At 61.5% G+C, this 20,701-nt stretch carries 17 protein-coding genes and 2 pseudogenes; 5 read left to right on the forward strand and 14 right to left on the reverse strand.

Annotated elements, in window-relative coordinates; all coding sequences use genetic code 11:
- Nucleotides 1–15 precede the first annotated feature (15 nt).
- Genes AD670_RS06720 through AD670_RS06730 form a run of 3 tightly spaced genes read right to left on the reverse strand, consistent with a single transcriptional unit; the run spans nt 16 to nt 3,184 of the window.
- Nucleotides 16–1,275 (reverse strand): FAD-dependent oxidoreductase, encoded by a 1,260-nt coding sequence (locus AD670_RS06720; RefSeq protein WP_053129580.1) that lies wholly within the window; start codon nt 1,273–1,275, stop codon nt 16–18.
- A 3-nt stretch (nt 1,276–1,278) separates the two neighbouring features.
- Nucleotides 1,279–2,217: a dihydrodipicolinate synthase family protein gene (locus tag AD670_RS06725; protein ID WP_053129583.1), complete on the reverse strand. Its 939-nt coding sequence runs from the start codon at nt 2,215–2,217 to the stop codon at nt 1,279–1,281.
- A 40-nt stretch (nt 2,218–2,257) separates the two neighbouring features.
- Nucleotides 2,258–3,184 (reverse strand): 4-hydroxyproline epimerase, encoded by a 927-nt coding sequence (locus tag AD670_RS06730; protein ID WP_053129585.1) that lies wholly within the window; start codon nt 3,182–3,184, stop codon nt 2,258–2,260.
- Between the two features lie 211 nt (nt 3,185–3,395).
- On the opposite strand from AD670_RS06730, the gene AD670_RS06735 reads away from it, so the two are divergent.
- Both AD670_RS06735 and treS read left to right on the forward strand, forming a co-directional pair.
- A complete protein-coding gene (locus AD670_RS06735; protein ID WP_053129588.1) occupies nt 3,396–4,163 on the forward strand; it encodes an AraC family transcriptional regulator in 768 nt (255 codons plus the stop codon).
- Nucleotides 4,164–4,286: 123 nt separating this feature from the next.
- Nucleotides 4,287–6,350 carry a maltose alpha-D-glucosyltransferase gene (treS, locus tag AD670_RS06740; RefSeq protein ID WP_053129591.1) on the forward strand — a complete coding sequence of 688 codons (2,064 nt, stop codon included), beginning with the start codon at nt 4,287–4,289 and terminating at the stop codon, nt 6,348–6,350.
- An 88-nt stretch (nt 6,351–6,438) separates the two neighbouring features.
- On the opposite strand, the gene AD670_RS06745 is transcribed toward treS, so the two are convergent.
- The 11 genes and pseudogenes from AD670_RS06745 to AD670_RS06795 form a co-directional block, all read right to left on the reverse strand.
- Entirely contained in the window at nt 6,439–6,888 is a 450-nt protein-coding gene (locus tag AD670_RS06745) for a response regulator (protein WP_053129594.1), read from the reverse strand.
- Nucleotides 6,889–7,396: 508 nt separating this feature from the next.
- A complete protein-coding gene (locus AD670_RS06755) occupies nt 7,397–7,642 on the reverse strand; it encodes a hypothetical protein (protein ID WP_053129599.1) in 246 nt (81 codons plus the stop codon).
- A 65-nt stretch (nt 7,643–7,707) separates the two neighbouring features.
- A complete protein-coding gene (locus tag AD670_RS06760) occupies nt 7,708–9,348 on the reverse strand; it encodes an AMP-binding protein (RefSeq protein WP_053129601.1) in 1,641 nt (546 codons plus the stop codon).
- A gap of 102 nt (nt 9,349–9,450) precedes the next feature.
- Nucleotides 9,451–9,720 (reverse strand): annotated as a pseudogene (locus tag AD670_RS32215) (methyl-accepting chemotaxis protein); the annotation flags it as partial.
- A pseudogene (locus tag AD670_RS06765) lies at nt 9,721–10,719 on the reverse strand (PAS domain-containing protein); the annotation flags it as partial.
- Nucleotides 10,720–10,738: 19 nt separating this feature from the next.
- Nucleotides 10,739–11,998 carry a GTP-binding protein gene (locus tag AD670_RS06770; protein WP_053129606.1) on the reverse strand — a complete coding sequence of 420 codons (1,260 nt, stop codon included), beginning with the start codon at nt 11,996–11,998 and terminating at the stop codon, nt 10,739–10,741.
- On the reverse strand, nt 11,995–12,657 hold the full coding sequence (gene nthB / locus AD670_RS06775) for a nitrile hydratase subunit beta (protein WP_053129609.1): 663 nt from the start codon (nt 12,655–12,657) through the stop codon (nt 11,995–11,997). Before nthB ends, AD670_RS06770 begins: the two co-directional genes overlap by 4 nt.
- A 41-nt stretch (nt 12,658–12,698) precedes the next feature.
- A complete protein-coding gene (gene nthA / locus AD670_RS06780; RefSeq protein WP_053129612.1) occupies nt 12,699–13,298 on the reverse strand; it encodes a nitrile hydratase subunit alpha in 600 nt (199 codons plus the stop codon).
- 84 nt (nt 13,299–13,382) lie between these two features.
- On the reverse strand, nt 13,383–14,897 hold the full coding sequence (locus tag AD670_RS06785) for an amidase (protein WP_053129614.1): 1,515 nt from the start codon (nt 14,895–14,897) through the stop codon (nt 13,383–13,385).
- A 184-nt stretch (nt 14,898–15,081) separates the two neighbouring features.
- Nucleotides 15,082–15,951 (reverse strand): transporter, encoded by an 870-nt coding sequence (locus tag AD670_RS06790; protein ID WP_053129616.1) that lies wholly within the window; start codon nt 15,949–15,951, stop codon nt 15,082–15,084.
- A gap of 97 nt (nt 15,952–16,048) precedes the next feature.
- Complete coding sequence (locus AD670_RS06795; protein ID WP_053129619.1) at nt 16,049–17,107, reverse strand: phenylacetaldoxime dehydratase family protein; 1,059 nt, start codon at nt 17,105–17,107, stop codon at nt 16,049–16,051.
- 251 nt (nt 17,108–17,358) lie between these two features.
- Between AD670_RS06795 and AD670_RS06800 the strand changes: the two genes are divergently transcribed.
- The 3 genes from AD670_RS06800 (at nt 17,359) to AD670_RS06810 (ending at nt 20,698) form a co-directional block, all read left to right on the forward strand.
- Nucleotides 17,359–18,294, forward strand: a complete 936-nt coding sequence (locus AD670_RS06800; RefSeq protein WP_053129622.1) for a helix-turn-helix domain-containing protein — start codon at nt 17,359–17,361, stop codon at nt 18,292–18,294.
- Between the two features lie 171 nt (nt 18,295–18,465).
- The gene (locus tag AD670_RS06805; RefSeq protein WP_053129625.1) at nt 18,466–18,786 is read left to right on the forward strand and encodes a hypothetical protein; all 321 of its coding nucleotides are present in this window, start codon (nt 18,466–18,468) and stop codon (nt 18,784–18,786) included.
- A gap of 190 nt (nt 18,787–18,976) precedes the next feature.
- Nucleotides 18,977–20,698 (forward strand): ShlB/FhaC/HecB family hemolysin secretion/activation protein, encoded by a 1,722-nt coding sequence (locus AD670_RS06810; protein WP_053129628.1) that lies wholly within the window; start codon nt 18,977–18,979, stop codon nt 20,696–20,698.
- Nucleotides 20,699–20,701: the final 3 nt, after the last annotated feature.

Consider the following 20,701-nt stretch of genomic DNA (forward strand, 5'->3'; position numbering starts at 1 on the left):
AGTGCGCGGCTCTCCTCAAAACCGCTCCAGGCGATACGGCCCTAGCGCCGGCAACCCTGAAAGCGCATGCGCCACCGACGCCAATTGCCCCACCATCTCCGCCGTCACCGCCGCCTGGGTCAGCCCCAGATGCTGATGCCCAAACGCAAGCAGCACCTTCCCGTCACATACCCGATCAATAATCGGCAGCGAATCCGGCAGCGATGGTCTGAATCCCATCCACGGCGTCGCATCCTCTGCACTCAGGTCCTCGCGAAACAGCCCCTGGCTCAACCGATGCAACTGCCACGCGCGTGCCATGTTCGGTGGGCGGTCGAGGCCGGCGAATTCCACCGTGCCGGCCAGGCGCAGCCCGCCTGCCATCGGGGTCATGATGAACTTGCGTTCCAGGGACGTGACGGCAAACGGCAGGCGTTGCTGTTCATGGGGCAGCATCAGGTGATAGCCGCGCTCGGTGTCCAGCGGGACTTTTTTGCCGGTCAGGGCGGCGGTGAGTTTGGCCGAGTGGGCGCCACAGGCGATCAGGACCTGGCGGGCGGCAAAGGTGCCTTGATCGGTACTCACGGTGACCCCATCGCCTTCAACCCGTGCATCCAGCACCTGGCGTTGGAGGAACTGCACGCCACTGGCCTTGGCCGCATCCACCAATTCGCAGACCAACCGGTAAGGGTCGAGGAAGTGCCCTGTTCGCGGGAAAAACAGGCCGCCCTGGATCCGGGCGCTCAATTGCGGGGCGATCCCTCGAATGGCATCCGCCGACCAGAAATCCACCGGCACGTTTTGCTGCCGCATACGCTGTTGCAACCCATCGATGGCCGCGCGGGAGTCTGAACGTTCGAACACCAGCAGCGAGCCATCTTCGCGCAACAGCTCCGGGCGCTGGATGCTTGCCAGCAACCGTTGCCAGGCGCCAAGGCTCGCTTCATTGAGCGCGCGCAGACCCGTCACCGTGCGCTGGTAACTCGCCGGGCGCAGGTTCAGCAGCAGGCGGATGAACCAGGGCAGGGCGCGCGGCAGGTATTTCCAGTCCAGGCGCAGCGGGCCCATGGGGTCCATGAGCATGGCGGGCAGGCGCTTGAGGATCGACAGGTCGGCAATCGGGAACACCTGTTCGGTCGCCAGGTGCCCGGCGTTGCCGTAGGAGGCGCCCATGCCGGGTTCCAGTTGGTCGATCACCAGCACTTGCCGTCCCTGTCGCGCCAGCTGCAGGGCGCAGGCAACGCCAATGATGCCGGCTCCGATTACGGCGATATCTGCAGGGGCAGGGTCGTGCATCAGCTACGCCTCTCTCGACCAGTTGGCATACCACTGGCGGAACAGCGCGTATTGATGCTCGGCGTAACGCCGCTGGGCATCGCTGAGCACGTCGGTCTCGTTGAAGTGCAGGGCGTAGGCGTGGTCGCCGTTGAGTACCATCAGGTGCTTGTAATACAGCACCAGGTCGCAGCCTTCATCGAAGGATGAAAGCACCGCCAGCGCGCCTTCCAGCTCACGGGCCAGGCGGCGGGCCTTGGCATCGCCCTTGGCCGCTTGCCTGCTCAGGGCTACCAGGTGCAACACTTCGCGAGGCAGCGCGTTGCCAATGCCGGTGATCGCGCCCGTGGCGTTGCAGTTGACGAAACCGTGCACCACCTGGGTATCGACGCCGACCATCAGGGTCACGCTGTCGTCCTGGGAGGTGATGTGCTCGGCGGCGTAGCGCAGGTCGGCGCCGCCACCGAATTCCTTGAAGCCGATCAGGTTCGGGTGTTCGCGGCGCAGTTCGAAGAACAACTCCGCGCGGGTGGCGAAGCCGTAGTAGGGGCTGTTGTAGATCACCGCCGGCAGGTGGGGCGCGGCCTTGAGGATCGCCGAGAAATGCGCCTTTTGCGCGGTGGCCGAAGCGCCACGGGACAGCACACGCGGAATCACCATCAAACCATGGGCGCCAACCTTGGCCGCGTGGGCAGCGTGAGCCACCGCCTCACGGCTGTTCACCGCACCGGTACCGACAATGGTCGGCACGCCGGCCGCCACCAGGCGCGCTACGCCCTCCTGGCGCTCGGCTTCGGTGAGCAACGGCCAGTCGCCCATGGAACCGCAGTACACCACGGCGCTCATGCCGATATCGATCAGTTCGCGGCCCTTGGCGACCAGCGCGTCGAAGTCCGGCTTGCGCGCGGCGGTGCACGGGGTCATCAACGCGGGGATGCAACCGGTGAAGATGTTGTCGCTCATTGTCCTGGCTCCTTACAACGTTCAATCAAACGGGATGGGCTCAGATGCCCCAGGCAAACGGGTCTTGTTCGTCGATCAGCAACGTGCTGTCGGCGGTCACGTAGGCGCGGCCTGTGATGAAAGGGATGACACGCTGGCCGTCCCATTCATAGCGGCCTTCGAACTGGCTGCCGGTGATGCTGGCTTGTATCCAGGGCGCACCGGGGGCGAGCTTTCCATCGGCGGCCAGACACGCCAGCTTGGCGCTGGTGCCGGTGCCGCAGGGTGAGCGGTCGTAGGCTTTGCCGGGGCACATCACGAAGTTGCGACTGTTGGCGTGGGCGTCGTCGGCGAACAGTTCGACATGGTCGATCAGGGCGCCATCGGGGCCGCGGATGCCCTGGGCGTCGAGGGCCTTGAGCATCGCCCAGGTGTAGTCGGTGAGGGCGTCGACGTTGTCCATCTCCAGCGCCATACCGTGCTCGGAAACCAGGAAAAACCAGTTGCCACCCCAGGCAATATCGCCCTGGACCACGCCGTGGCCCGGCACCGATACCGCGATCTGCTCGCGATAACGATAGGCGGGCACGTTGCGCAGGGTCACGGCGCCGTCATCGTGCAGCGTCGCCGTGACCGGTCCTACCGGCGTGTCGATGCTGTGCTCGCCCGGCTGGATGCGCCCCAAGTGGTGCAAGGACGCCACCAGGCCGATGGTGCCGTGGCCGCACATCCCCAGGTAACCGGCGTTGTTGAAGAAGATCACCCCGCAGGTGGCGCCTGGGGTGACGGGCGCGCAGTACAGCGCACCGACCAGTACGTCATTGCCACGCGGTTCCAGCAGGCAGGCGCGGCGCCACCGGTCGTGCTCTGTGCGCAGGTTTTCCAACTGGTCGGCGATGCTCGCGCCCTTGAGCGCGGGGAAGCCGGTCATCACCAGGCGCGTGGGCTCGCCGCCGGTATGGGAGTCGATCACGTGCAGTCGCTTCATAACGCGCTCCCTCTATGAAAGCTGTGGGGTGCTTTCCTATGAGTGTATGGATAGGCATGCAGTGGCCCTATCGTGAACGCGCAAGCGCGGCGGCGATTGATGTTTTTTGCTGGCATCGATGACGAATTCAGCACAGTCCGCCATGCTCGACAGCACCCCGGGCATGGGGCAATCTGCTTGCCATCAAGGTGAACGCCGGGGAGAGACACTCATGCTTCAAAGCGCGTTTGCGAGCCTTTGCCAAGGGCTCGGGGCAAGCCCTCCCCACAGCATCGAGCAGCTATTGGCCGGTGTGGCGCAGTTGCTGCCGATGCTGGACGTGATCCCCAATGCCGCCATCTTCATCAAGGACACGGACGCCCGTTACGTCCTCGCCAACCGCACGCTGGTGCAACGTTGCGGCCTCAAGCAGTTGCAACCGTTGCTGGGCAAGACCAGCGCCGAAGTGTTTCCCGCACAATTGGGGCCGGGCTACACCGAGCAGGACCGGCGCGTGCTGGAGCAGGGCCTTGTGCTGGAAGACCAACTCGAACTGCACCTCTACGGCAGCCGCGAGCCCGGCTGGTGCCTCACCCACAAATGGCCGCTGTACAACCACGAAGGCCGCATCATCGGCCTGGCCGGGATCTCGGTCGACCTGCAATCGGCCAGCCAAACCCACCCGGCCTACCAACGCCTGGCTGCGGTGGACGAGCACATCCGCACGCACTTCAACCGCCGCGTCACCCTCGGCGAACTGACGCGCATCGCCGGTATTTCCGTGGCGCAACTGGAGCGCTACTGCAAACGCGTGTTCCACCTGACACCCCGGCAGATGATCCAGAAAGTGCGGTTGGAACACGCCCATCGCTTATTGCACAGCGACATGCCGATTACTGAAGTCGCGCTGCAATGCGGCTATACCGACCACAGCGCGTTTACGCGGCAGTTCAAGGCGTCGACCGGGTTTACGCCGAGGCAGTATCGGGAAACCTGCTGAGCACGCTGAAGAGGTGGAGATACCGAAGGTCGTCGCCGGCAAGCCACATTGCAATGCAACGAATGGCCCACCGAACCCTCATATGTTCACGAGTAATGTTTAACGACGACAGGTACCGAGCTTATGACCGCGGCTGAAAACAACCATGTGAACTGGCTGGTGGAACAATCGATGCTGCACGCGGCACGCCAGCGCGCCAAGCTCTATTCAGGCCAGGGCCGGTTGTGGCAACAGCCGTATGCGCAGACCCGGCCCCGTGATGCCTCAGCCTTGTCGTCGGTGTGGTTTACCGCCTACCCGGCGTCGATTGTGACCCGCGAGGGCGGTACGGTGCTGGAGGCGTTGGGGGACGAGACGCTGTGGCAGGCACTGTCGAAGATCGGCATTCAGGGCATCCATAATGGCCCGCTGAAAAAATCCGGTGGCCTCACCGGCACACGGCACACGCCGACCATCGACGGCAATTTCGACCGCATCAGCTTCGAGATCGACCCGCAGTTGGGCACCGAGGCGCAGTTGCAGGCGTTGACGCGCATGGCCGCCGCGCACAACGCGGTGATCATTGACGATGTGATTCCGTCCCACACCGGCAAGGGCGCGGACTTTCGCCTGGCCGAGATGGCCTACGAGGATTACCCCGGCCTTTACCACATGGTGGAGATCCGCGAGGAAGACTGGCCGTTGCTGCCCGACGTAGCCGAGGGCCGCGATGCGCAGAACCTCAGCCCGCTGCAAGTCGATGCACTGCGCGACAAGCACTACATCGTCGGCCAGTTGCAACGGGTGATTTTCTTCGAGCCCGGCGTCAAGGAAACCGACTGGAGCACCACGCCCGTGGTCATCGGCGTGGATGGCAAGCCGCGCCGCTGGGTGTACCTGCACTATTTCAAGGAAGGCCAGCCGTCGCTGAACTGGCTCGACCCGACTTTCGCCGCGCAGCAGATGATCATCGGCGACGCCTTGCACGCCATCGATGTGATGGGCGCGAAAATCCTGCGCCTGGACGCCAATGGCTTCCTCGGTGTGGAACGCACCCTCGATGGCACGGCCTGGTCCGAGAGCCATCCGCTGTCGATTACCGGCAACCAGTTGCTGGGCGGGGCGATTCGCAAGGCCGGCGGTTTCAGCTTCCAGGAGTTGAACCTCACGGTGGATGACATTGCGTCGATGTCCCACGGCGGCGCCGACCTGTCCTATGACTTCATCACCCGCCCGGCGTACCAACACGCGCTGTTGATGGGCGATGCCGAATTCCTGCGCCTGATGCTGCGCGAAATGCACCGCCAGGGCATCGACCCCGGCTCGCTGATCCATGCGTTGCAGAACCACGATGAGCTGACCCTGGAACTGGTGCACTTCTGGACCCTGCACGCCCACGACACCTTCCTTTACCAGGGCCAGACGTTCCCCGGCAATATCCTGCGCGAGCACATCCGCGAGCAGATGTACGAGCGCCTGGCCGGCGAGCACGCGCCGTACAACCTCAAGTTCGTGACCAATGGGGTGTCCTGCACCACCGCCAGCATCATCACGGCGGCGCTGGGCATTCGTGACCTGGAGGCGATCAGTGCGGCGGACATTCAACAGATTCGCCAGATCCACTTACTGCTGGTGATGTACAACGCCATGCAGCCGGGGGTGTTCGCCTTGTCCGGCTGGGACCTGGTAGGCGCGCTGCCGCTGGCGGCCGATGAGGTCGCGCACTTGATGCAGGATGGCGATACCCGCTGGATTCATCGCGGCGCCTACGACCTGGTGGACCTGAACCCGGACGCAGAATTGTCGGCCGGTCAGATGCCGCGCTCTAAAAGCCTCTACGGCAGCCTCAACAGCCAGTTGCAGGACCCGGAATCGTTTGCCTCGCAACTGCAAAAAATCCTCGCCGTGCGCCGTGCCTACGACATCGCCGCCAGCCGCCAGATACTGGTGCCAGACGTCCAGAACCCTGGACTGTTGATCATGGTCCACGACTTGCCGGCCGGCAAAGGCACGCAAATCACCGCGCTGAACTTCGGCGCCACACCGATCACCGAAACCCTGCACCTGCCGGACATCGCGGCCGGGATGGTGGTGGACATCATCAACGAACGGGTAGAAGGGGACCTGACCGCGGAGGGTGAGTTCACCATTACCCTGGATGCGTACGAGGGGTTGGCGCTGCGGGTTATCAGCAGCACGCCGATGTAACTCCAATCCTCCAAGCCCCGAAGAACCAAATGTGGGAGGGGTTTCCCCCAGGCACACCTGCTCCAGCTTGCGCCGCAGGCTGGGGATATCACCCTGCGCCTGGCAGAGCAAAGTAATCGGGTGAGTTTGTACAAAGTGATGGGGGGCGGGTGGCAGTAGCCCCAGGTGTGCGGCGTTGAGAGCGCGCCATGAACCATTCCAGCACCAGGTATTCCGGCAAGCCGCAGCGCCAGTAACGTTCACCTTGGTGGGGCAGGTGCACGTCTGCACAGTCAGCCGGACGGCTGTAGATAAACACGTTTTCGATGGCGTACACCTCAAACGAAGATCCGTTCATCCCGGGTGTTCGCACCAGGTTGTCGGCCGCCAGCAACACGTCGAACGGTGTCCGTCCGGCGCGGCTCATTCTCAGGGCCTCGGTGGCACTGCCGGCCGTCGCAATGCAGTAATAACCCATGCGGTTGAGCATTTTTTCGATCTGCAGGACATGGGCGTGCAGTGGATCCACGATAAGGATGCGCAGGTGTTTGTCGATCATGGAGAGGACCTGTCAGCGTGCGGATGGGTAGGGGCCCAGCGTAGCGATGGCAGGCAGGGATTGGATTAAGACGGGTCTGAAAGTTCCGCGCTCAGGACACTGAGCCGGACTGGGTGGGGGCGCCCTGGCGCTGTATTTACGCGCAAGGAATAACCGCCACCCTGCAATGGCAGCCTGGAATAGGAATCAGTAGTAGCTTAGTGCCACCGCTGGTCGGATCGTCAGCGGCGCATAGGAACGATTTTTGAGGGGCACCGCTCTACTTCCGCGGACTTAATCAGGTGCTCAAATGCAGCAATCAACACGGCGTTCTGCAGTAAAGGCCTGGGCGGATATCTACTCCCAGGCTGTAAATGATCGGGATATTGAGGACAAATATTTCAAATTGCTGAGGAAGGCCGACGATATGGAGAGCACCGGCCTCATCAATGGGAGTGAATGGAGGAGGCTTGTTCGCAGAGCAGGCGAATTCCTCGCAAGCACAGCCGAATGAATCAGAACGGGAGAGCTAGCCCACTCTCCCGCCCTTGGACATGTCGATCTCAAACACCAGCTCTTCAGCCAGTTTTTGAATACTTGAGCTGTCTGCAAGCGTGGCCAGGTTGATACCCGTCGTGCAAAACATCGCGTCATGCTCGGGCTGCCTGACCAGGACGGTAGCCGTCCAGCCGTTGATCAGGATGCAATCCACCTGGTGACCGGGCAGGCTGCGCTCCAGGTCCGCGGTCAGTGATAGCTTCTTCCAACTGTGCATGATGACCCGCTAACTCGTCAGTGATGCAGGGTTGACAGGCGGCGCTGGAAAAAGTGCCAACGGCTTCATGCACCGGCGGACTGCTGTCGGGCAATTTCCTGGTTGCGCAGAATGAACCGCTGCAACTTGCCACTGGGCGTCTTGGGCAGTTGTTCGACGAACTCCACCTCCCGAGGGTAAGCATGTGCGGCCAGGCGCTGGCGGACGTGCAGGCGCAGTGCTTCGGCCAATTCGGTGCTCGGTGGGTACTGGTTGCTCAGCACCACAAAGGCTTTGATCAGCTCGGTGCGTTGTGGGTCGGGCTTGCCGATCACGGCCGCTTCGATCACGGCCGGGTGCTCGATCAGGGCGCTTTCGACGTCGAAAGGCCCGACGCGATAGCCGGACGTGGTGATCACATCATCATTGCGGCCGACGAAGCTGATACTGCCGTCGTCATTCAACTCGACAATATCGCCGCTCAGGTAATAGCGACCCACAAAGGCCTGGGTGGGCATCTTCAAATACCCCTCGAACCAACACAGGGGCGAGCGCTCGCGATCCACCGCCAGGACGCCCGGCCGACCTGCCGGCAATTCCCGATAAGCGTCATCCAGCACGACGATGCGGTAGCCGGGCACCGCATAACCCGCCGAGCCCTCACGTACCGGATGGCGCAAACGGTGGTGATTGCACAGCACCATGCCGACCTCAGTCTGGCCGTAATGATCGTGAATGATCACGTCCAGTTGCTCGGCAAACCAACGGATGACTTGTGGGTTGAGCGGCTCGCCGGCACTGCTGACGGCGCGCAGGTGGCCGCGTACGGCGCTGGCGAACGCCGCCCCTTCGGCGATGAGCAGGCGATACGCCGTGGGTGAACCGGCCAGATTGCTGATGGCGTACTTGGCGATGATTCGGCACGTGCTCTCTACCGTGAACGGGCCGTTATAGAACAGCGTCGCATGACCGCACGCCAGCGGGCCGGTCACTGCGTAATACAGGCCGTAGGCCCAGCCGGGATCGGCCAGGTTCCAGAAACGGTCGTCATCACGCAGGCCAATCGCGTCACGCATGTAACCCTTGAAGGCCAGAATGGCGCGCAATGGCACTTCCAGAGGCTTGGCCGGCCCGGTTGTGCCCGACGTGCACATCAACAGGAACGGCGCGCTGGCGTCCAGCAGCACGGGTTCGCACTCGACGCTGTGGCGATCCAGCGTGGTCCAGAACGGGTAATCGCCCGGGTGCTTTGGGTGATCGCCGGTGACGACGATGCTGGGGCAGTTGGCAACGTCGTCCAGCTTGGGGCGGTTTTGGCTGTCGGTGATGATCCAGCGGGCGTTGGAGCAGTCCAATCGCTGCTCGATCGCCTTGGGACCGAAGGCGGTGAAGAGCGGTTGATAGACCGCGCCCACCCGCCAGGTGCCTAAGATCGCAATCAACAGCTCAACCGTGCGCGGCATCAGGCCGGCAACACGATCTCCCGGCTGCACACCCTGCTCACGCAAAAAATTGCCGAAGCGTGCAGCGTCTGCCTGCAATTGCTTGAAGGTGTAGTGCGTAGCGCTGCCATCCTGGGCTTCGCAATACAACGCCACGGCTTCGGCGTGGGCGTGTCGGTCACAGCACTCGATGCAGGCGTTCAAGGCCGCGAGGTCGCCTTGCAACGCCTGCTCGGCGGTGTGCAGATAATTGAAGGACGTGGCGACAGATTGATAATCACGCATAACGACACCTGGTTATTTTTATTGAGTTGGTACTGTGGCGCGCTTTGCCGATTGATCGGCGCTGCGCGGTTCAGCGGGCTAGCTGTCCATCATGTCGGCCGCTTGCTGGGTGGCCTGGCTGGTGCGAGTGGCCAGCTTTCGAACTTCATCGGCGACCACCGCGAATCCGCGTCCGGCCTCGCCAGCGCGGGCGGCCTCAATGGCGGCGTTCAGCGCCAACAGGTTGGTCTGGCTGGCAATGCCCTGAATGGTGGCGACAATGTGCGTCAGTTTGCGCAAGGTCTCCTGCATCACCTGGTGCTGGTGTTCCTGAGCCGCGCGCATCGCGCTTTCTTCATGGTTGGCATGGATATCGGTGATGGCGCCCACCACTCTTTGCGGGGAACCATCCTCTGCGCGTCGCGTTTGCCCACGGCCGCGAAACCAGCGGTAATTGCCGCTGCTGTGCTTAAGCCGGTAGTCGACATCGAACGGTGTTTGTCCACTGCGGTCGTCGACGTGGGCGACAAACGCTGCAATTGCCCGGTCGCTGTCATCGGGGTGCAGGCGTGACGTCCAGCTTTCCAAGGTGTTGGGAAACTCTTCGACGGTGGTGTGTCCCAGCAGTCGACGCATTTGCGACGACCACCAGATTGTATTTTTCGGGTTCGCCGGATCACCCGCCACCACCTCGATATCCCACAGCCCGTCATGGAGCATTTCACGGGAAATCTCGAAGCGTGTGGCCGCCAGTTCGAGTGCCTCGTCGCGCAAATGCTGTTGGTGGATATCGCGCAGGCTGCCGCCGATGGCGACCGGCACGCCTTGCGCATCGCGGCGCGCCGCACCATTGATCCTGCACCAGCGATAGTCGTCACCTGGGGCAAGGGCCATGCGCACGTCCAGGGTAAACGCGGTTCGTCCGCTGCGATCAGCCAGGTGCCTGGCCAGCGCGTCTAGCTGCCGTTGGCGGTCGGCGGGGTGCAGTTGTTCGTTCCAGCGACCCAACTGATCGATACCTTGGGGTTGGATCGACGCGACCCCGGTCCACCGCACTGCACACTCCAGCGCAGGTGCCGCGAGCCCCTGGGTTTCCAGTTCCCAGAACAGGTCACCGGCGCCTTGGGTGATCAACGTCCAACGCGCCTCCCATTCCTGCAAAAGCGTGTCTCGGCCGGCCAGTTGTTCGGCTAGACGGCTGGTTTCCAATGTCAGCGCGCGAACCTGTTCCTGCAGTGCTCGCCGCTCTTGCAGCAAGGTCTCGACGCCCGCGAGGATGCGGCGTAGCAGTGGGTTGTTCGACGACAGCGGCGTACTCGGCTGGTCAGGCTGGTCCAGTCTGTCGGCCAGCGGCGCCAATACCCAGCGGTTGGTTCGACTGAAAAAAAGCATGGGGTACCTCTACCTCGGATCAAATGGGTGCAACCGCCAAGGGTTGCGCGGGGCATGCCGATAGGGCCCCGGTGTCAAAGGCTGCTGCCCCTGGGAATGTCTGCCAGGCCAGTGGGCCGGCGGCGATTTCCTGCGGGCTCAGCAGGCAGTGGTCGAGCTCGCGCTGTAACACGTCGGTGTCGAGCCCTTGGCCGATAAAGACCAATTCCTGCCGGCAGTCGCCGACCACACTGTCCCATTTGGCCAGGATGCTCTGCAGCCGGTATTCATCTCGCGGCCACTGCGGCTGCTCGACAAAATTCCACCAGCGCCCGACATAATCCCACTGGAACTGCTTGCCGCTTTGCACCAGCAGGCCGATGTCCAAGTGGCGGCTGGCAAGCCAGAAATAACCCTTGCTGCGCAACAGCCGCCCGTTGTGCCAGGGGCGCTGGAGAAAATCGAGCAATCGCCGGGGGTGGAAAGGCGCGCGTTCACGGTAGACCCAGGACGTCACCCCATAGGTGTCCGACTCGGAGGGCGGCGCGTCCGTCGCTGCCATCTTCTGCATCCAGCCCGGCGACGCCGCCAGACTGGGCAAATCAAACAGCTGGGTCCCGAGGATGCTGGATAACCCGACGTGACCGTGGGTCATCGGCAGGATCCGCGCGCTCGGGTTGAGGCTCGTAAGGATCGCGTGTACGGCCTGGTAGCCTGGCTCATCGAGCAGGTCCAGCTTGTTGACGAGAATGACGTTGGCGTACTCCACCTGTTCGATCAGAAGATCCGCCAGAGGGCGTTCGGGGGCGTCCGGCGATGCGTCGTCGCGGTCAACGGTGTGCGGTGATTCGAGCAGCGCCTGGAAACGACTGCCATCGACCACCGTCACCAACGTATCCAGGCGCGCCAGTTCGCTGAGGCTGAAGCCATCAGCGTCAAGGAACGCGAACGTCTCCGCCACCGGCATTGGCTCGGAGATCCCCGTGGACTCGATGAGCAGGTAATCGAAACGCTGCTGGCGCGCCAGGGCGCTGATCTGCTCCAGCAGATCGGCGCGCAGCGTGCAGCAGATACAACCATTGCTCATCTCGATCAACTCATCGCGACCATGGTGCAGCGCGACCTCGCGCTGCACCTCTTCGGCATCGATATTGACTTCGCTCATGTCGTTGACGATGACGGCCACTCGCAGGCCTTCGCGATTGCGCAGGATGTGGTTCAGTACGGTGGTCTTGCCGGCGCCGAGGAAGCCGGAAAGCACGGTCACCGGCAGGCGGCCCGCCTGGGCGCCGTCAATCATGCGTTCACCGCTGGCGAGCTGGCGGCTTTGTCCAGGTAGCTTTCGAACAGATCGACCACCACGAACCCCTCATCGGCGGCATCCCCCCACAGGTCTTTCACACGGAACTCGACGTGGTAGGTCGGTTGATGGGCCGCGCTCGCATCGCCATGGCCAATGGCGTCCGGGAACGGCCATTTTTCTGTTGTCCGGTGCAGCACCACGCCTTCCTTGCCGCGCACATAGGCGGGCATGCGGACGTGCCCGGCCACATACTCGTCGCGCACCAGCACCCGGTCGCCCACTTCAAAGGGCGGCCGCCCTGTGATCGCCTGGCGACCTGCGCTATGGGCGGGGTTCGCCAGCTTGAAGTGAGAGCCCAGGGCCTGATCGAGTTCGGCCTGGGTAATCACGCCCGTTTCCACCAACAGGGTGGCGGTCGCAATGACGTAGCGCTCGTAATATTGCGTGCCGACGTGCTGACGAACATCCAGGCGTTCGACGGCGTGACGCACCTCGTCGACGCTGAATTTCTTCAAGTGGTCGGCGCCGACAAACATCAGGCTGTAGGCCAGGTGTTCCCAGTCCTGCTTGAAGACTTGCTTGTAGCTCAAGCTATTGATGGTGTGGGGTACTTTTCCAAAACCTTGGAAACCGCCGAGATCGTGAAAGCCATCCATAATCAAAACTCCGGGAGTTGAACGATGATGAGGGGGTGTTCTCAGCCAACGCTGGGCAGGGCGACGCCGATCAGCACGTCTTTGGTGACGAGCTTTTGCAGCTGCTCTTCGGTCATGTGTTCACTGCCTTCAGGCTTTACCGGCAATACCAGGTAGCGGCTTTCGGCGCTGGTATCCCAGACCTTGACCACCATGTCGCTGGGCAACTCCGTGCCGAGTTCGCGCAGTACGGTGCGTCCCTCCCGGACCAGGCGTGCACGAAACTCAAAGCCCTTGTACCACTCAGGCGGCAGGCCGAGGACCGGCCAGTTCGTGCACGAGCAGAGGCTGCAGACGATCACGTTCTTCAGCACCGGCGTGTCTTCGAGCGCGACAATGTATTCACCCTGGGGGCCGGTATACCCGAACTGCGCACACGCGGCGGTTGCGTCATTGAGCAACAGCGCGCGGAACTGCGGGTCGACCCAGGCCTTGGCAACCACGCGGGCGCCGTTTTCCGGGCTCCAGCCGTGCTCCATCAATTGCGTGAGCTGCTCGACATAGCCCTCCGGGATGAGCTCCTTGCTCTTGAGCACTTGGAACAGTGCCCAGGCTCTTTCGCCGGGCGTTGAAGGGGTCGCTGCGGGAATGGATGTACTCATGGGGTAACTCCTATCAGTCAACGCGGTTGTGTGGTGATTGAGTTTCTTATTGTTCTTCAGCCAGTAGCGAAGCCGTTGAAAGGCTCAGAGCGTGCGCCAGTCCACAGAGGCTTCAAACGCCGCCGCTGCCTGGTAAATCGTGCCTTCGGCGTAGTGTTTCGCGACCAGCATCAGCCCGACCGGCAGGCCGTCTACCAGGCCGCATGGAATCGACATGGCGGGATGCCCGGTGATGTCCTGCGGCGCGGTATTGCCGATCATTTCGAGGGCTCGCGCCACGTATTCGGTGATCGAGCAATCCGCAGGAGGGTGGGGTTGGGCGATGATCGGTGTGGTCGGCATCACCAGCAGGTCATAGGCCTGCAGCGCCTTGTCATAGCCCTGGCGGGCAAAGCGCGCGAGGTTCTGGGCCTTGGCGTAATAGCGCCCGTTGTAGTGCGTGAGGCCGAACTGGCCGACGAACATGCAGAGCTTGAGCGAGGCGGATAATTGGTCGGCTTGCTCGCGCCAGCCGGCCTGTTTGTCCAGCAAGCCGACATCGTAGAGGCCTTTCCAGTTAAAGCCCGCGCCGTTGCCATGCATCATCTGCATGGTCAAACCTTCGCAACCGATGGGGTGCCACAACGATCCCGCCAGGCTATGTTCGGGAACGGATACCGACTCCACATGCGCGCCCAACGCCGCTAGACGGGCGATGGCGTCATGCACCTTGTCAGCGACCCGCGGATCCTGGTTGGCAAGCGCGAACCCCTCTTGCAGTACGCCGATCCTGAGGCCTTTCACGCCCCTTGCCAGGTAGGCGCAATAGTCGTCGACCTGCGGCGACGCCTGGCGTGGGTCCAGCCCATCAGCACCGGCCATGGCTTGCAGCATCAGCGCGTTGTCGCGCACGTTCGCGGTAATCGGGCCGGCATGGTCGATCGTGGCTTCAATCGCCATGATCCCGGAGTAGGGCACCAGGCCGTGAGTCGGCTTCATGCCGTAGATGCCGCAGAAAGACGACGGGATGCGGATCGACCCGCCTTGGTCGCCCCCCACGGCGATGTCCACTTCACCGGCCGCGACCAATGCCGCACTGCCCGAGGACGAGCCGCCGGCGGCATAACCGTGACGATGGGGGTTGTGCACGGGGGCTGGATCAGAGGTGTGGCTGCCGCCGGACAAACAGTAGTGTTCACAGGTGGCCTTGCCCAGGATAGTCGCCCCGGCATCCAGCAAGCGCGTCACGACGGTGGCGTCGAAGGACGGCACGAAACCGGCCAGCGGTGCGGCGCCGTTCATCATCGGCACGCCCGCCAAGGCGATGTTGTCTTTCAGCGCGACGGTTTTGCCCGCCAGTATGCCCTCGCGGGCACCGTTCACTTCAGCCCTGTAGTACCAGGCGTTCAACGGGTTTTCCTTGTCCGAGGGACGGTAGCCGGAACTGCGCTCGTAGCGTATTGGCGGCACGAAATCAGGCAGCTCGTCGACCAGGTCGTAGGCATCGAAGCTCGGTTGCATCAGCTCCAGGTAGAGCGCTGCCTGCTCGGCCGTCAGTTGCATGTTCAACTGGGATGCGATGCCCAGCAGTTGATCCAGCGTGGGTCGAATAATGGCCATGACTTTCCTTGATATCATCGATGATCGGCACGCAGGCGCGGGGTTGTTCAAGGTCTTCCCGAGCCTGCGAGACCCGATCATTACGGGTGGCAATGGAGAACAAATTAGGCAGCTTTGGCGCGAGTTGCTTGGTTGAGCAGGACACTCGCTTGGCTGAAAAAGACACCGGAGGACGGCGGCCCGCTCAGAACACTTTCAAGATGCGCAGGTTCAGCCGTGCACCTTCCTTGAACCCTTGCTCGACCTCGATATCCCGGCCTAGCTGGGCCTGTATCTGCAGGGTCGGATCAACGAAGTGAGTGACGGTAAAGCGCCCGTAGGAGGTTGAAAGACCGTCGTGTTGATCGACACCGTCGACGCTTGTCGCCGCGCCCGTGATGTAGCCGGCGCCGACCGCAAAGGTGGTGCTTGGCGTCCAGTTGTAGCGCAGCGCGGTCTGATATTCGTATCGAGCGTTTTCTTCAAGTTTCGCGCTGTTCGCGCCATAGTCGTGATTGGCGGATACCCAGGACACATCCGCGACGGTGTCCAACGCCCATTGGGCTGAGAAGTGGTGGATGTAGGCCGCTTGTAACGTCGCGCGCCAGCGGTTCTCACCCAGGTTCAGGGCGTCATGTTTGTCGTAGCTGCCGACAGGGATGTACAGATAGGGGGCCAGCGCGAACACATCTTTGTTGGCCGTCGGCAATGTCCATTTCAGCGGGGCGGTGAGGATCGGGTCGCCGACACCGTGGGTATCACCCAGTGCCCCGACGTCTCCCGAGGCGTTCATGTAGCCGAACGGCAGCAGGATCTGTGGCTCCCAGACGAGATTGTCCGCCAGGCCGATGGCGTGGATGTAACGAAGGATGCCTACATCCGAGCTCAGCTTGGCGTTGTCGGAGGTTCTGTGCCCGTTCTGATAAAGGTCCGACCGCTCGACGTGCTGGTAGTAAAACAGCAGGGCATTGGCGCCTGCGGGCAGCGGTTCGAAATCTCCTGGTGCGACCTCAATGGCGTGGCTTTTGACAAACGGCAGCATTCCCAACACGAGCACGATGCGACTCAATTTCATGATCGAATTCCTGGCAAAAAGTGGCCCCAACCCCATGCGCTAGAGAGAAGGGGCCAAACATTAAACGGGGGGGAGACGGACTGGTCGGCGGCGGCTGTCAGCCCTGCGCGACGACTGCATCACGCAACATGCCGGTCTGCGGGTGGCAGTTGATGTATTCGAACATCTGGCTCTTGGCGTCCGAGACCGACACTTCGTGGTACAGCCGCAACTTCACCAGGCCTGCAGCCACGCGGAAGAACGTGACGAAGATTCGCAGGTGGGTGGGGTGGGATTCTGCCCAGCGTTCCAGTTTCTCGACGGAACGCCAGTGACCGATGTTGTAGCTCATGTCGAGGAAGTTGCCGTCGAGGTCGATATTGCGCACGAAGCGATTGCTGTAGCAGCCCAGGGGCGCGCCGTTATCCCGCAGGAAATCCATGCCGTCCTGCAGCGTCGGCAGGATTTCATCGAGGTACAGCGAGCGTTCGTCAGCCTCGGCATCCGCCCAATCCTGACCGGAGCGGATCAGCGCGATATGGTCGTGGCCCACGACCACGACACGCCCACCTTTGGCGGGGTCGCCTTGCACCACTTGCAACTCGCCGTTGGGGTTCATCCAGTCGGTCTGGGACGCGGGGAAGCGATCGCGCATCGAGCCCCAGTAGCCATGCTCTTCGATCTCGCCACTGGTCTTGTCCATGATCGCGCCGACGCCCGGCAGCTGTTCCTGGAACGCGTACAAGGTTTCGAATTGCTCGGCGCGCGGGGCGGTGATTTCCCGAAAGTAACCCAGGCCTTCGTTGAGGCGCTCCGGCGACGTCCACCACTCATTCACTTGCGGTGATCGCAGCCAGCGGCAGTAGGCTGCCGGGTCCTTCCAGTAGCCGACGATCATCAGATTGTCGTAGCCGCTGTTGTCCGTGTGATGGGTCAAATCGTGGGTCAGCGGGCCGTCGGGCAGGCTGAAGCTGGCGACCATGTCTCGCATCGCCTGCAGGGCGCGTTCACGGTGCGCCTCACCGCGAAACTGCACACCCAGGTAGGCCATCACCACCTGTTTCAAGTGTTCGTCGGCGCGTCCGACCCACATCGGGAAGGGCGGCTGGTAGTCTTCGGGCACACGGCGGGACAACGTCCGTGGGCACTTGAGGTGTTTGTCGATCGCAGATTCCATGGGAGGCTCCTTGTTTTTTTAGGTTCAGGCTGAGTGGGCTGCAAAGGCCGTGAGGTAAACGTTAGGCAGGCGTGTGCAACGCCGCTTTGTTCGCAAGGCCAATCGTTTGGTTGGAAAAGACAGCCACCGGTTGCCTGAACAGGAGTGCCCAATGAGGGTGATAAGTGTGCGTGGCGATGGTCTGGATTTTGCTTGCTCAGCTCGACTGACAGCGTGTCGCTGCTTCAAGTCGTTGCATTAAGGTGAGTGCCATGGCTCAGAACAATCAATATTCCACCCTTGCCGTTTCGCAACCGCGTCGCTTCGAATACTGGAAGGAAGTGGTGTGTCGCCACTGCCTTGTGGCCGACAGCAAACCCTCGTCCCAGAGCGATTTCAACGGAACGCTGGAGGTCACCGGCGTGGGCATGCTGGATATCTCCAAACTGTCGTCCCCGCTGCACCACTGGGTGCGTTCCGAGCGACATTTGCGCACGGGTCCGGCAGAAGATTTATGGTTGGGCTTTACGCTCAATGGGTATGGCGAACTTGAGCAAGGGGGGCGTAAATCCACACTGGGACCCGGCAATTTGTTCCTTTATGACGCAACCCGGCCGTTTCGATTCAGCCTGGGGGGCACTGAAAACCATCTGGTCCGCATCCCTCGACAGTTGCTGACGCAACGCCTTCCACGTGTTGCTGAATGCACCGCAATGGTGCTGGATGATCGCCGCCCTGGCGTGGTCCCGTTGCGCGAGATGCTGCGCCATACGGCCAGCACACCCGCACTTGTGCAAGATGAAGGGATTTGCAGCCGATACTCCAGCACCATTCTCGACCTGCTGGTGATCAGTCTGGAACTTCAGGAACTGAAGACGACCCATCAGGAGTTGGATCTGTACGCGCGGATGATGACCTACATCCAGTGCCATCTGACCGAACGGGAGCTGTCGATCGAACTGCTCGCCCAAGCTCACCACGTGTCCACACGCACGGTGACCCGTGCATTCGCCCGCCATCAGAAAAGCCCGGTCGCGGAGATCTGGAGAGAACGGCTCAATGCAAGTCGAGCGGCTATCGAGTGCGGTCAGGTGCGTAGCGTTTCCCAAGCCGCACTGGACTTCGGATTTTCCGATTTCTCCCACTTCAGCCATGCTTTTCGCAAGGCTTTCGGGGTCGCGCCGCACACGCTCTTGCCTCGCAGCTGACGCTCAACGGTTTTCTGGATGGATCCGGTCCGAACGGCTCGCGCTGTCGAGGCAGTCTTCCAGGTGCTGAATACCCGATATTTGGCACCTTTTAATGCGGGCATGGTTGTTTTTACCGGCTGCGTTGTGATGTCATTGTGACTTCATCGATAATGGCAGGAGCCCGCAGTCTTGGAACTTAACTTTATTGTCGCCGTGGTGAGTGGCGCTATTGATCATATTTGGCTGGTTTTCGTCGCTGTCCTGATCAGCTTTGCCGTCCTGAGATTGCGTAAAAATGAGTACTCTTTTGAGTCAGCATCCCTTTGGGTGCTATTTGGCGTCTTGTCCTTCTTAGCCATTGTACCGAATGGCTTCCACGCGACGTTTAGTCCAGATATTGCTGAGCTGGCCTTGGATGAAGTCAAGAACCTTCCTAATTACAAGGCGCTCTTCACCGCCGATGTGATTTTAGTTTTCCTCGGGTTTGTTGGCGGCGCCAAACTGGCCTGATCAAAGCACCCGTTTGAGCTTGTTTAGTCCTGAAATAGGGTTACACCTATTTCTCCCTAACGCCCGAGCATGAACCTCAACCCTCTGTATCCTCCATGAAACAAATCTGTACATTTAATTGACGCCACTATATTGCCACCCTATCATCGCCGCCCATTGATGGCGCTGTGCCATGTAGAGGGATCTATTAATGTGGCGTTTGGTACGCCGAGCCAGGCTCGGCCTGCTTTCAGCTTTTTTTTGCCTTGGCACTGCCGGCCTGGCTCATGCAGCTACCCCGCAGAACACTCCGGGTATCACCGACCTGATTCGTGACCGCCAGGACCGTTTGCTGGAAGAGCAGCAGCGTCGCCTCGAAGAGCTAAAGGATTTACCCGGTAAAGCCCCAGCCCCAGCAACGCCGTCAGCTCCCGTTGACACCCGTTGCTTTGCGATCAAGACCATCGAATTGTCTGGCGCCGACGCGCTATCTGAAAGCGAACGCGCTGGCCTGATCAAGCCCTACATCGGCCAATGCCTTGGCGTGCCCCAGCTCAACGAAGTCCTCAAGGTCATCACTGATCGCTACCTGGCCAAAGGTTTGGTGACCAGCCGCGCGTACTTGCCACAACAAGACCTCTCCACTGGCGTCCTCAAAATCCAAGTCGTCGAGGGCAAGCTGGAACATTTGAAGGGCGCTGAGGGCAGCGGCATTACCGATCGACAATTGGCCATGAGCTTTCCGGGCAAATCGGGCGAGTTGCTCAATCTGCGCGAAATCGAACAGATGGTCGACCAACTGAACCGTCTGCCGTCCAACCAGGCGCAGATGGAATTGGCGCCCGGCAAAGAAGTGGGCGGCAGCGACGTGCTGGTCAAAAACACCCCGCAGAAACCCTGGCGCGTCGGTCTGTCACGTCACAACGGCGGCCAGCGCAGCACCGGTGAACAGCAATGGGGCGCCAGCCTGGATTGGGACAATCCGCTGGGCCTGGCCGACCAACTCTCGCTGCGTGGCGGCCACGATGCGGTCAGCGATCACCAAAAAACCTCGCGCAACTCGATGCTCAATTACAGCCTGCCATTCGGCTGGTGGAACCTCAATTACAGCTACAGCGAAACCGAATACCGCTCGCTGGCCCAGGCTAATAATTTCAACTTCAAACAGTCCGGAGACAGTCAGAGCCACCAGTTGCGCCTGGAGCGCGTGATTCACCGCGACGCCCTGAGCAAAACCTCCCTCAGCACCGGCCTAGCCTACCTGCGCACCAACAACTTCATCGAAGACAGCAAGCTCGCGTTGAGCAGCAACCGCCTCAGCGAAGCCCAGTTCGGCATCAACCATGGTCGACGTATCGGTGGCTCATTCCTCAACATCGACCTGGGCATGCAGGACGGCATTGGCGCGTTCGACGCCCAGGCCAATCACAATCCGCGCCCCGGCCAGGCCGATGCGCGCTATCGCAAATACACCGCGACCCTTAGCTACCTGTACCCGTTCAAACTGTGGGGCGAGTCGTTCAGTTTCAGCAGCCTGATGACCGGCCAGCGCAGCGAAGACGTGCTGTTCAGCCCACAGCGCATGAGCCTGGGCGGGCAGTCGTCGATTCGCGGTTACAAGGATCAAAGCCTGGCCGGCGACAGCGGCGGCTACTGGCGCAACGACCTGCGCTGGAGCCGCCCGGTGACCATCGCGTGGTTGCAGCCGGTGTTCAATGAATACGGCACCAGCCTCGGCTACGACCAAGGCGTGATCAGCCATGGCCGCTACAACGCCGAACAGCACGGACGCATGAGCAGCAACTCCGTGGAGTTGTTCGCGCGTGGCCAGAACGTCGCCGCCACGGTGACCTTTGCACACTCTTTGGAACGCCCGGGGCCGATCACTGAACGTGAAGCGCCGGTTTATTTCCGTATGGATTTCTTTCTTTAAATT

This window comes from Pseudomonas sp. MIACH (assembly GCF_001269925.1).
Lineage (GTDB): Bacteria > Pseudomonadota > Gammaproteobacteria > Pseudomonadales > Pseudomonadaceae > Aquipseudomonas.

Excerpts from the sequence above, each read along its gene's own strand:
- AD670_RS06720 (WP_053129580.1), bottom strand. The coding sequence starts at position 1,275 with ATGCACGACCCTGCCCCTGCAGATATCGCCGTAATCGGAGCCGGCATC.
- AD670_RS06725 (WP_053129583.1), bottom strand. The coding sequence starts at position 2,217 with ATGAGCGACAACATCTTCACCGGTTGCATCCCCGCGTTGATGACCCCG.
- AD670_RS06730 (WP_053129585.1), bottom strand. The coding sequence starts at position 3,184 with ATGAAGCGACTGCACGTGATCGACTCCCATACCGGCGGCGAGCCCACG.
- AD670_RS06735 (WP_053129588.1), top strand. The coding sequence starts at position 3,396 with ATGCTTCAAAGCGCGTTTGCGAGCCTTTGCCAAGGGCTCGGGGCAAGC.
- treS (WP_053129591.1), top strand. The coding sequence starts at position 4,287 with ATGACCGCGGCTGAAAACAACCATGTGAACTGGCTGGTGGAACAATCG.
- AD670_RS06745 (WP_053129594.1), bottom strand. The coding sequence starts at position 6,888 with ATGATCGACAAACACCTGCGCATCCTTATCGTGGATCCACTGCACGCC.
- AD670_RS06755 (WP_053129599.1), bottom strand. The coding sequence starts at position 7,642 with ATGCACAGTTGGAAGAAGCTATCACTGACCGCGGACCTGGAGCGCAGC.
- AD670_RS06760 (WP_053129601.1), bottom strand. The coding sequence starts at position 9,348 with ATGCGTGATTATCAATCTGTCGCCACGTCCTTCAATTATCTGCACACC.
- AD670_RS06770 (WP_053129606.1), bottom strand. The coding sequence starts at position 11,998 with ATGATTGACGGCGCCCAGGCGGGCCGCCTGCCGGTGACCGTGCTTTCC.
- nthB (WP_053129609.1), bottom strand. The coding sequence starts at position 12,657 with ATGGATGGCTTTCACGATCTCGGCGGTTTCCAAGGTTTTGGAAAAGTA.
- nthA (WP_053129612.1), bottom strand. The coding sequence starts at position 13,298 with ATGAGTACATCCATTCCCGCAGCGACCCCTTCAACGCCCGGCGAAAGA.
- AD670_RS06785 (WP_053129614.1), bottom strand. The coding sequence starts at position 14,897 with ATGGCCATTATTCGACCCACGCTGGATCAACTGCTGGGCATCGCATCC.
- AD670_RS06790 (WP_053129616.1), bottom strand. The coding sequence starts at position 15,951 with ATGAAATTGAGTCGCATCGTGCTCGTGTTGGGAATGCTGCCGTTTGTC.
- AD670_RS06795 (WP_053129619.1), bottom strand. The coding sequence starts at position 17,107 with ATGGAATCTGCGATCGACAAACACCTCAAGTGCCCACGGACGTTGTCC.
- AD670_RS06800 (WP_053129622.1), top strand. The coding sequence starts at position 17,359 with ATGGCTCAGAACAATCAATATTCCACCCTTGCCGTTTCGCAACCGCGT.
- AD670_RS06810 (WP_053129628.1), top strand. The coding sequence starts at position 18,977 with ATGTGGCGTTTGGTACGCCGAGCCAGGCTCGGCCTGCTTTCAGCTTTT.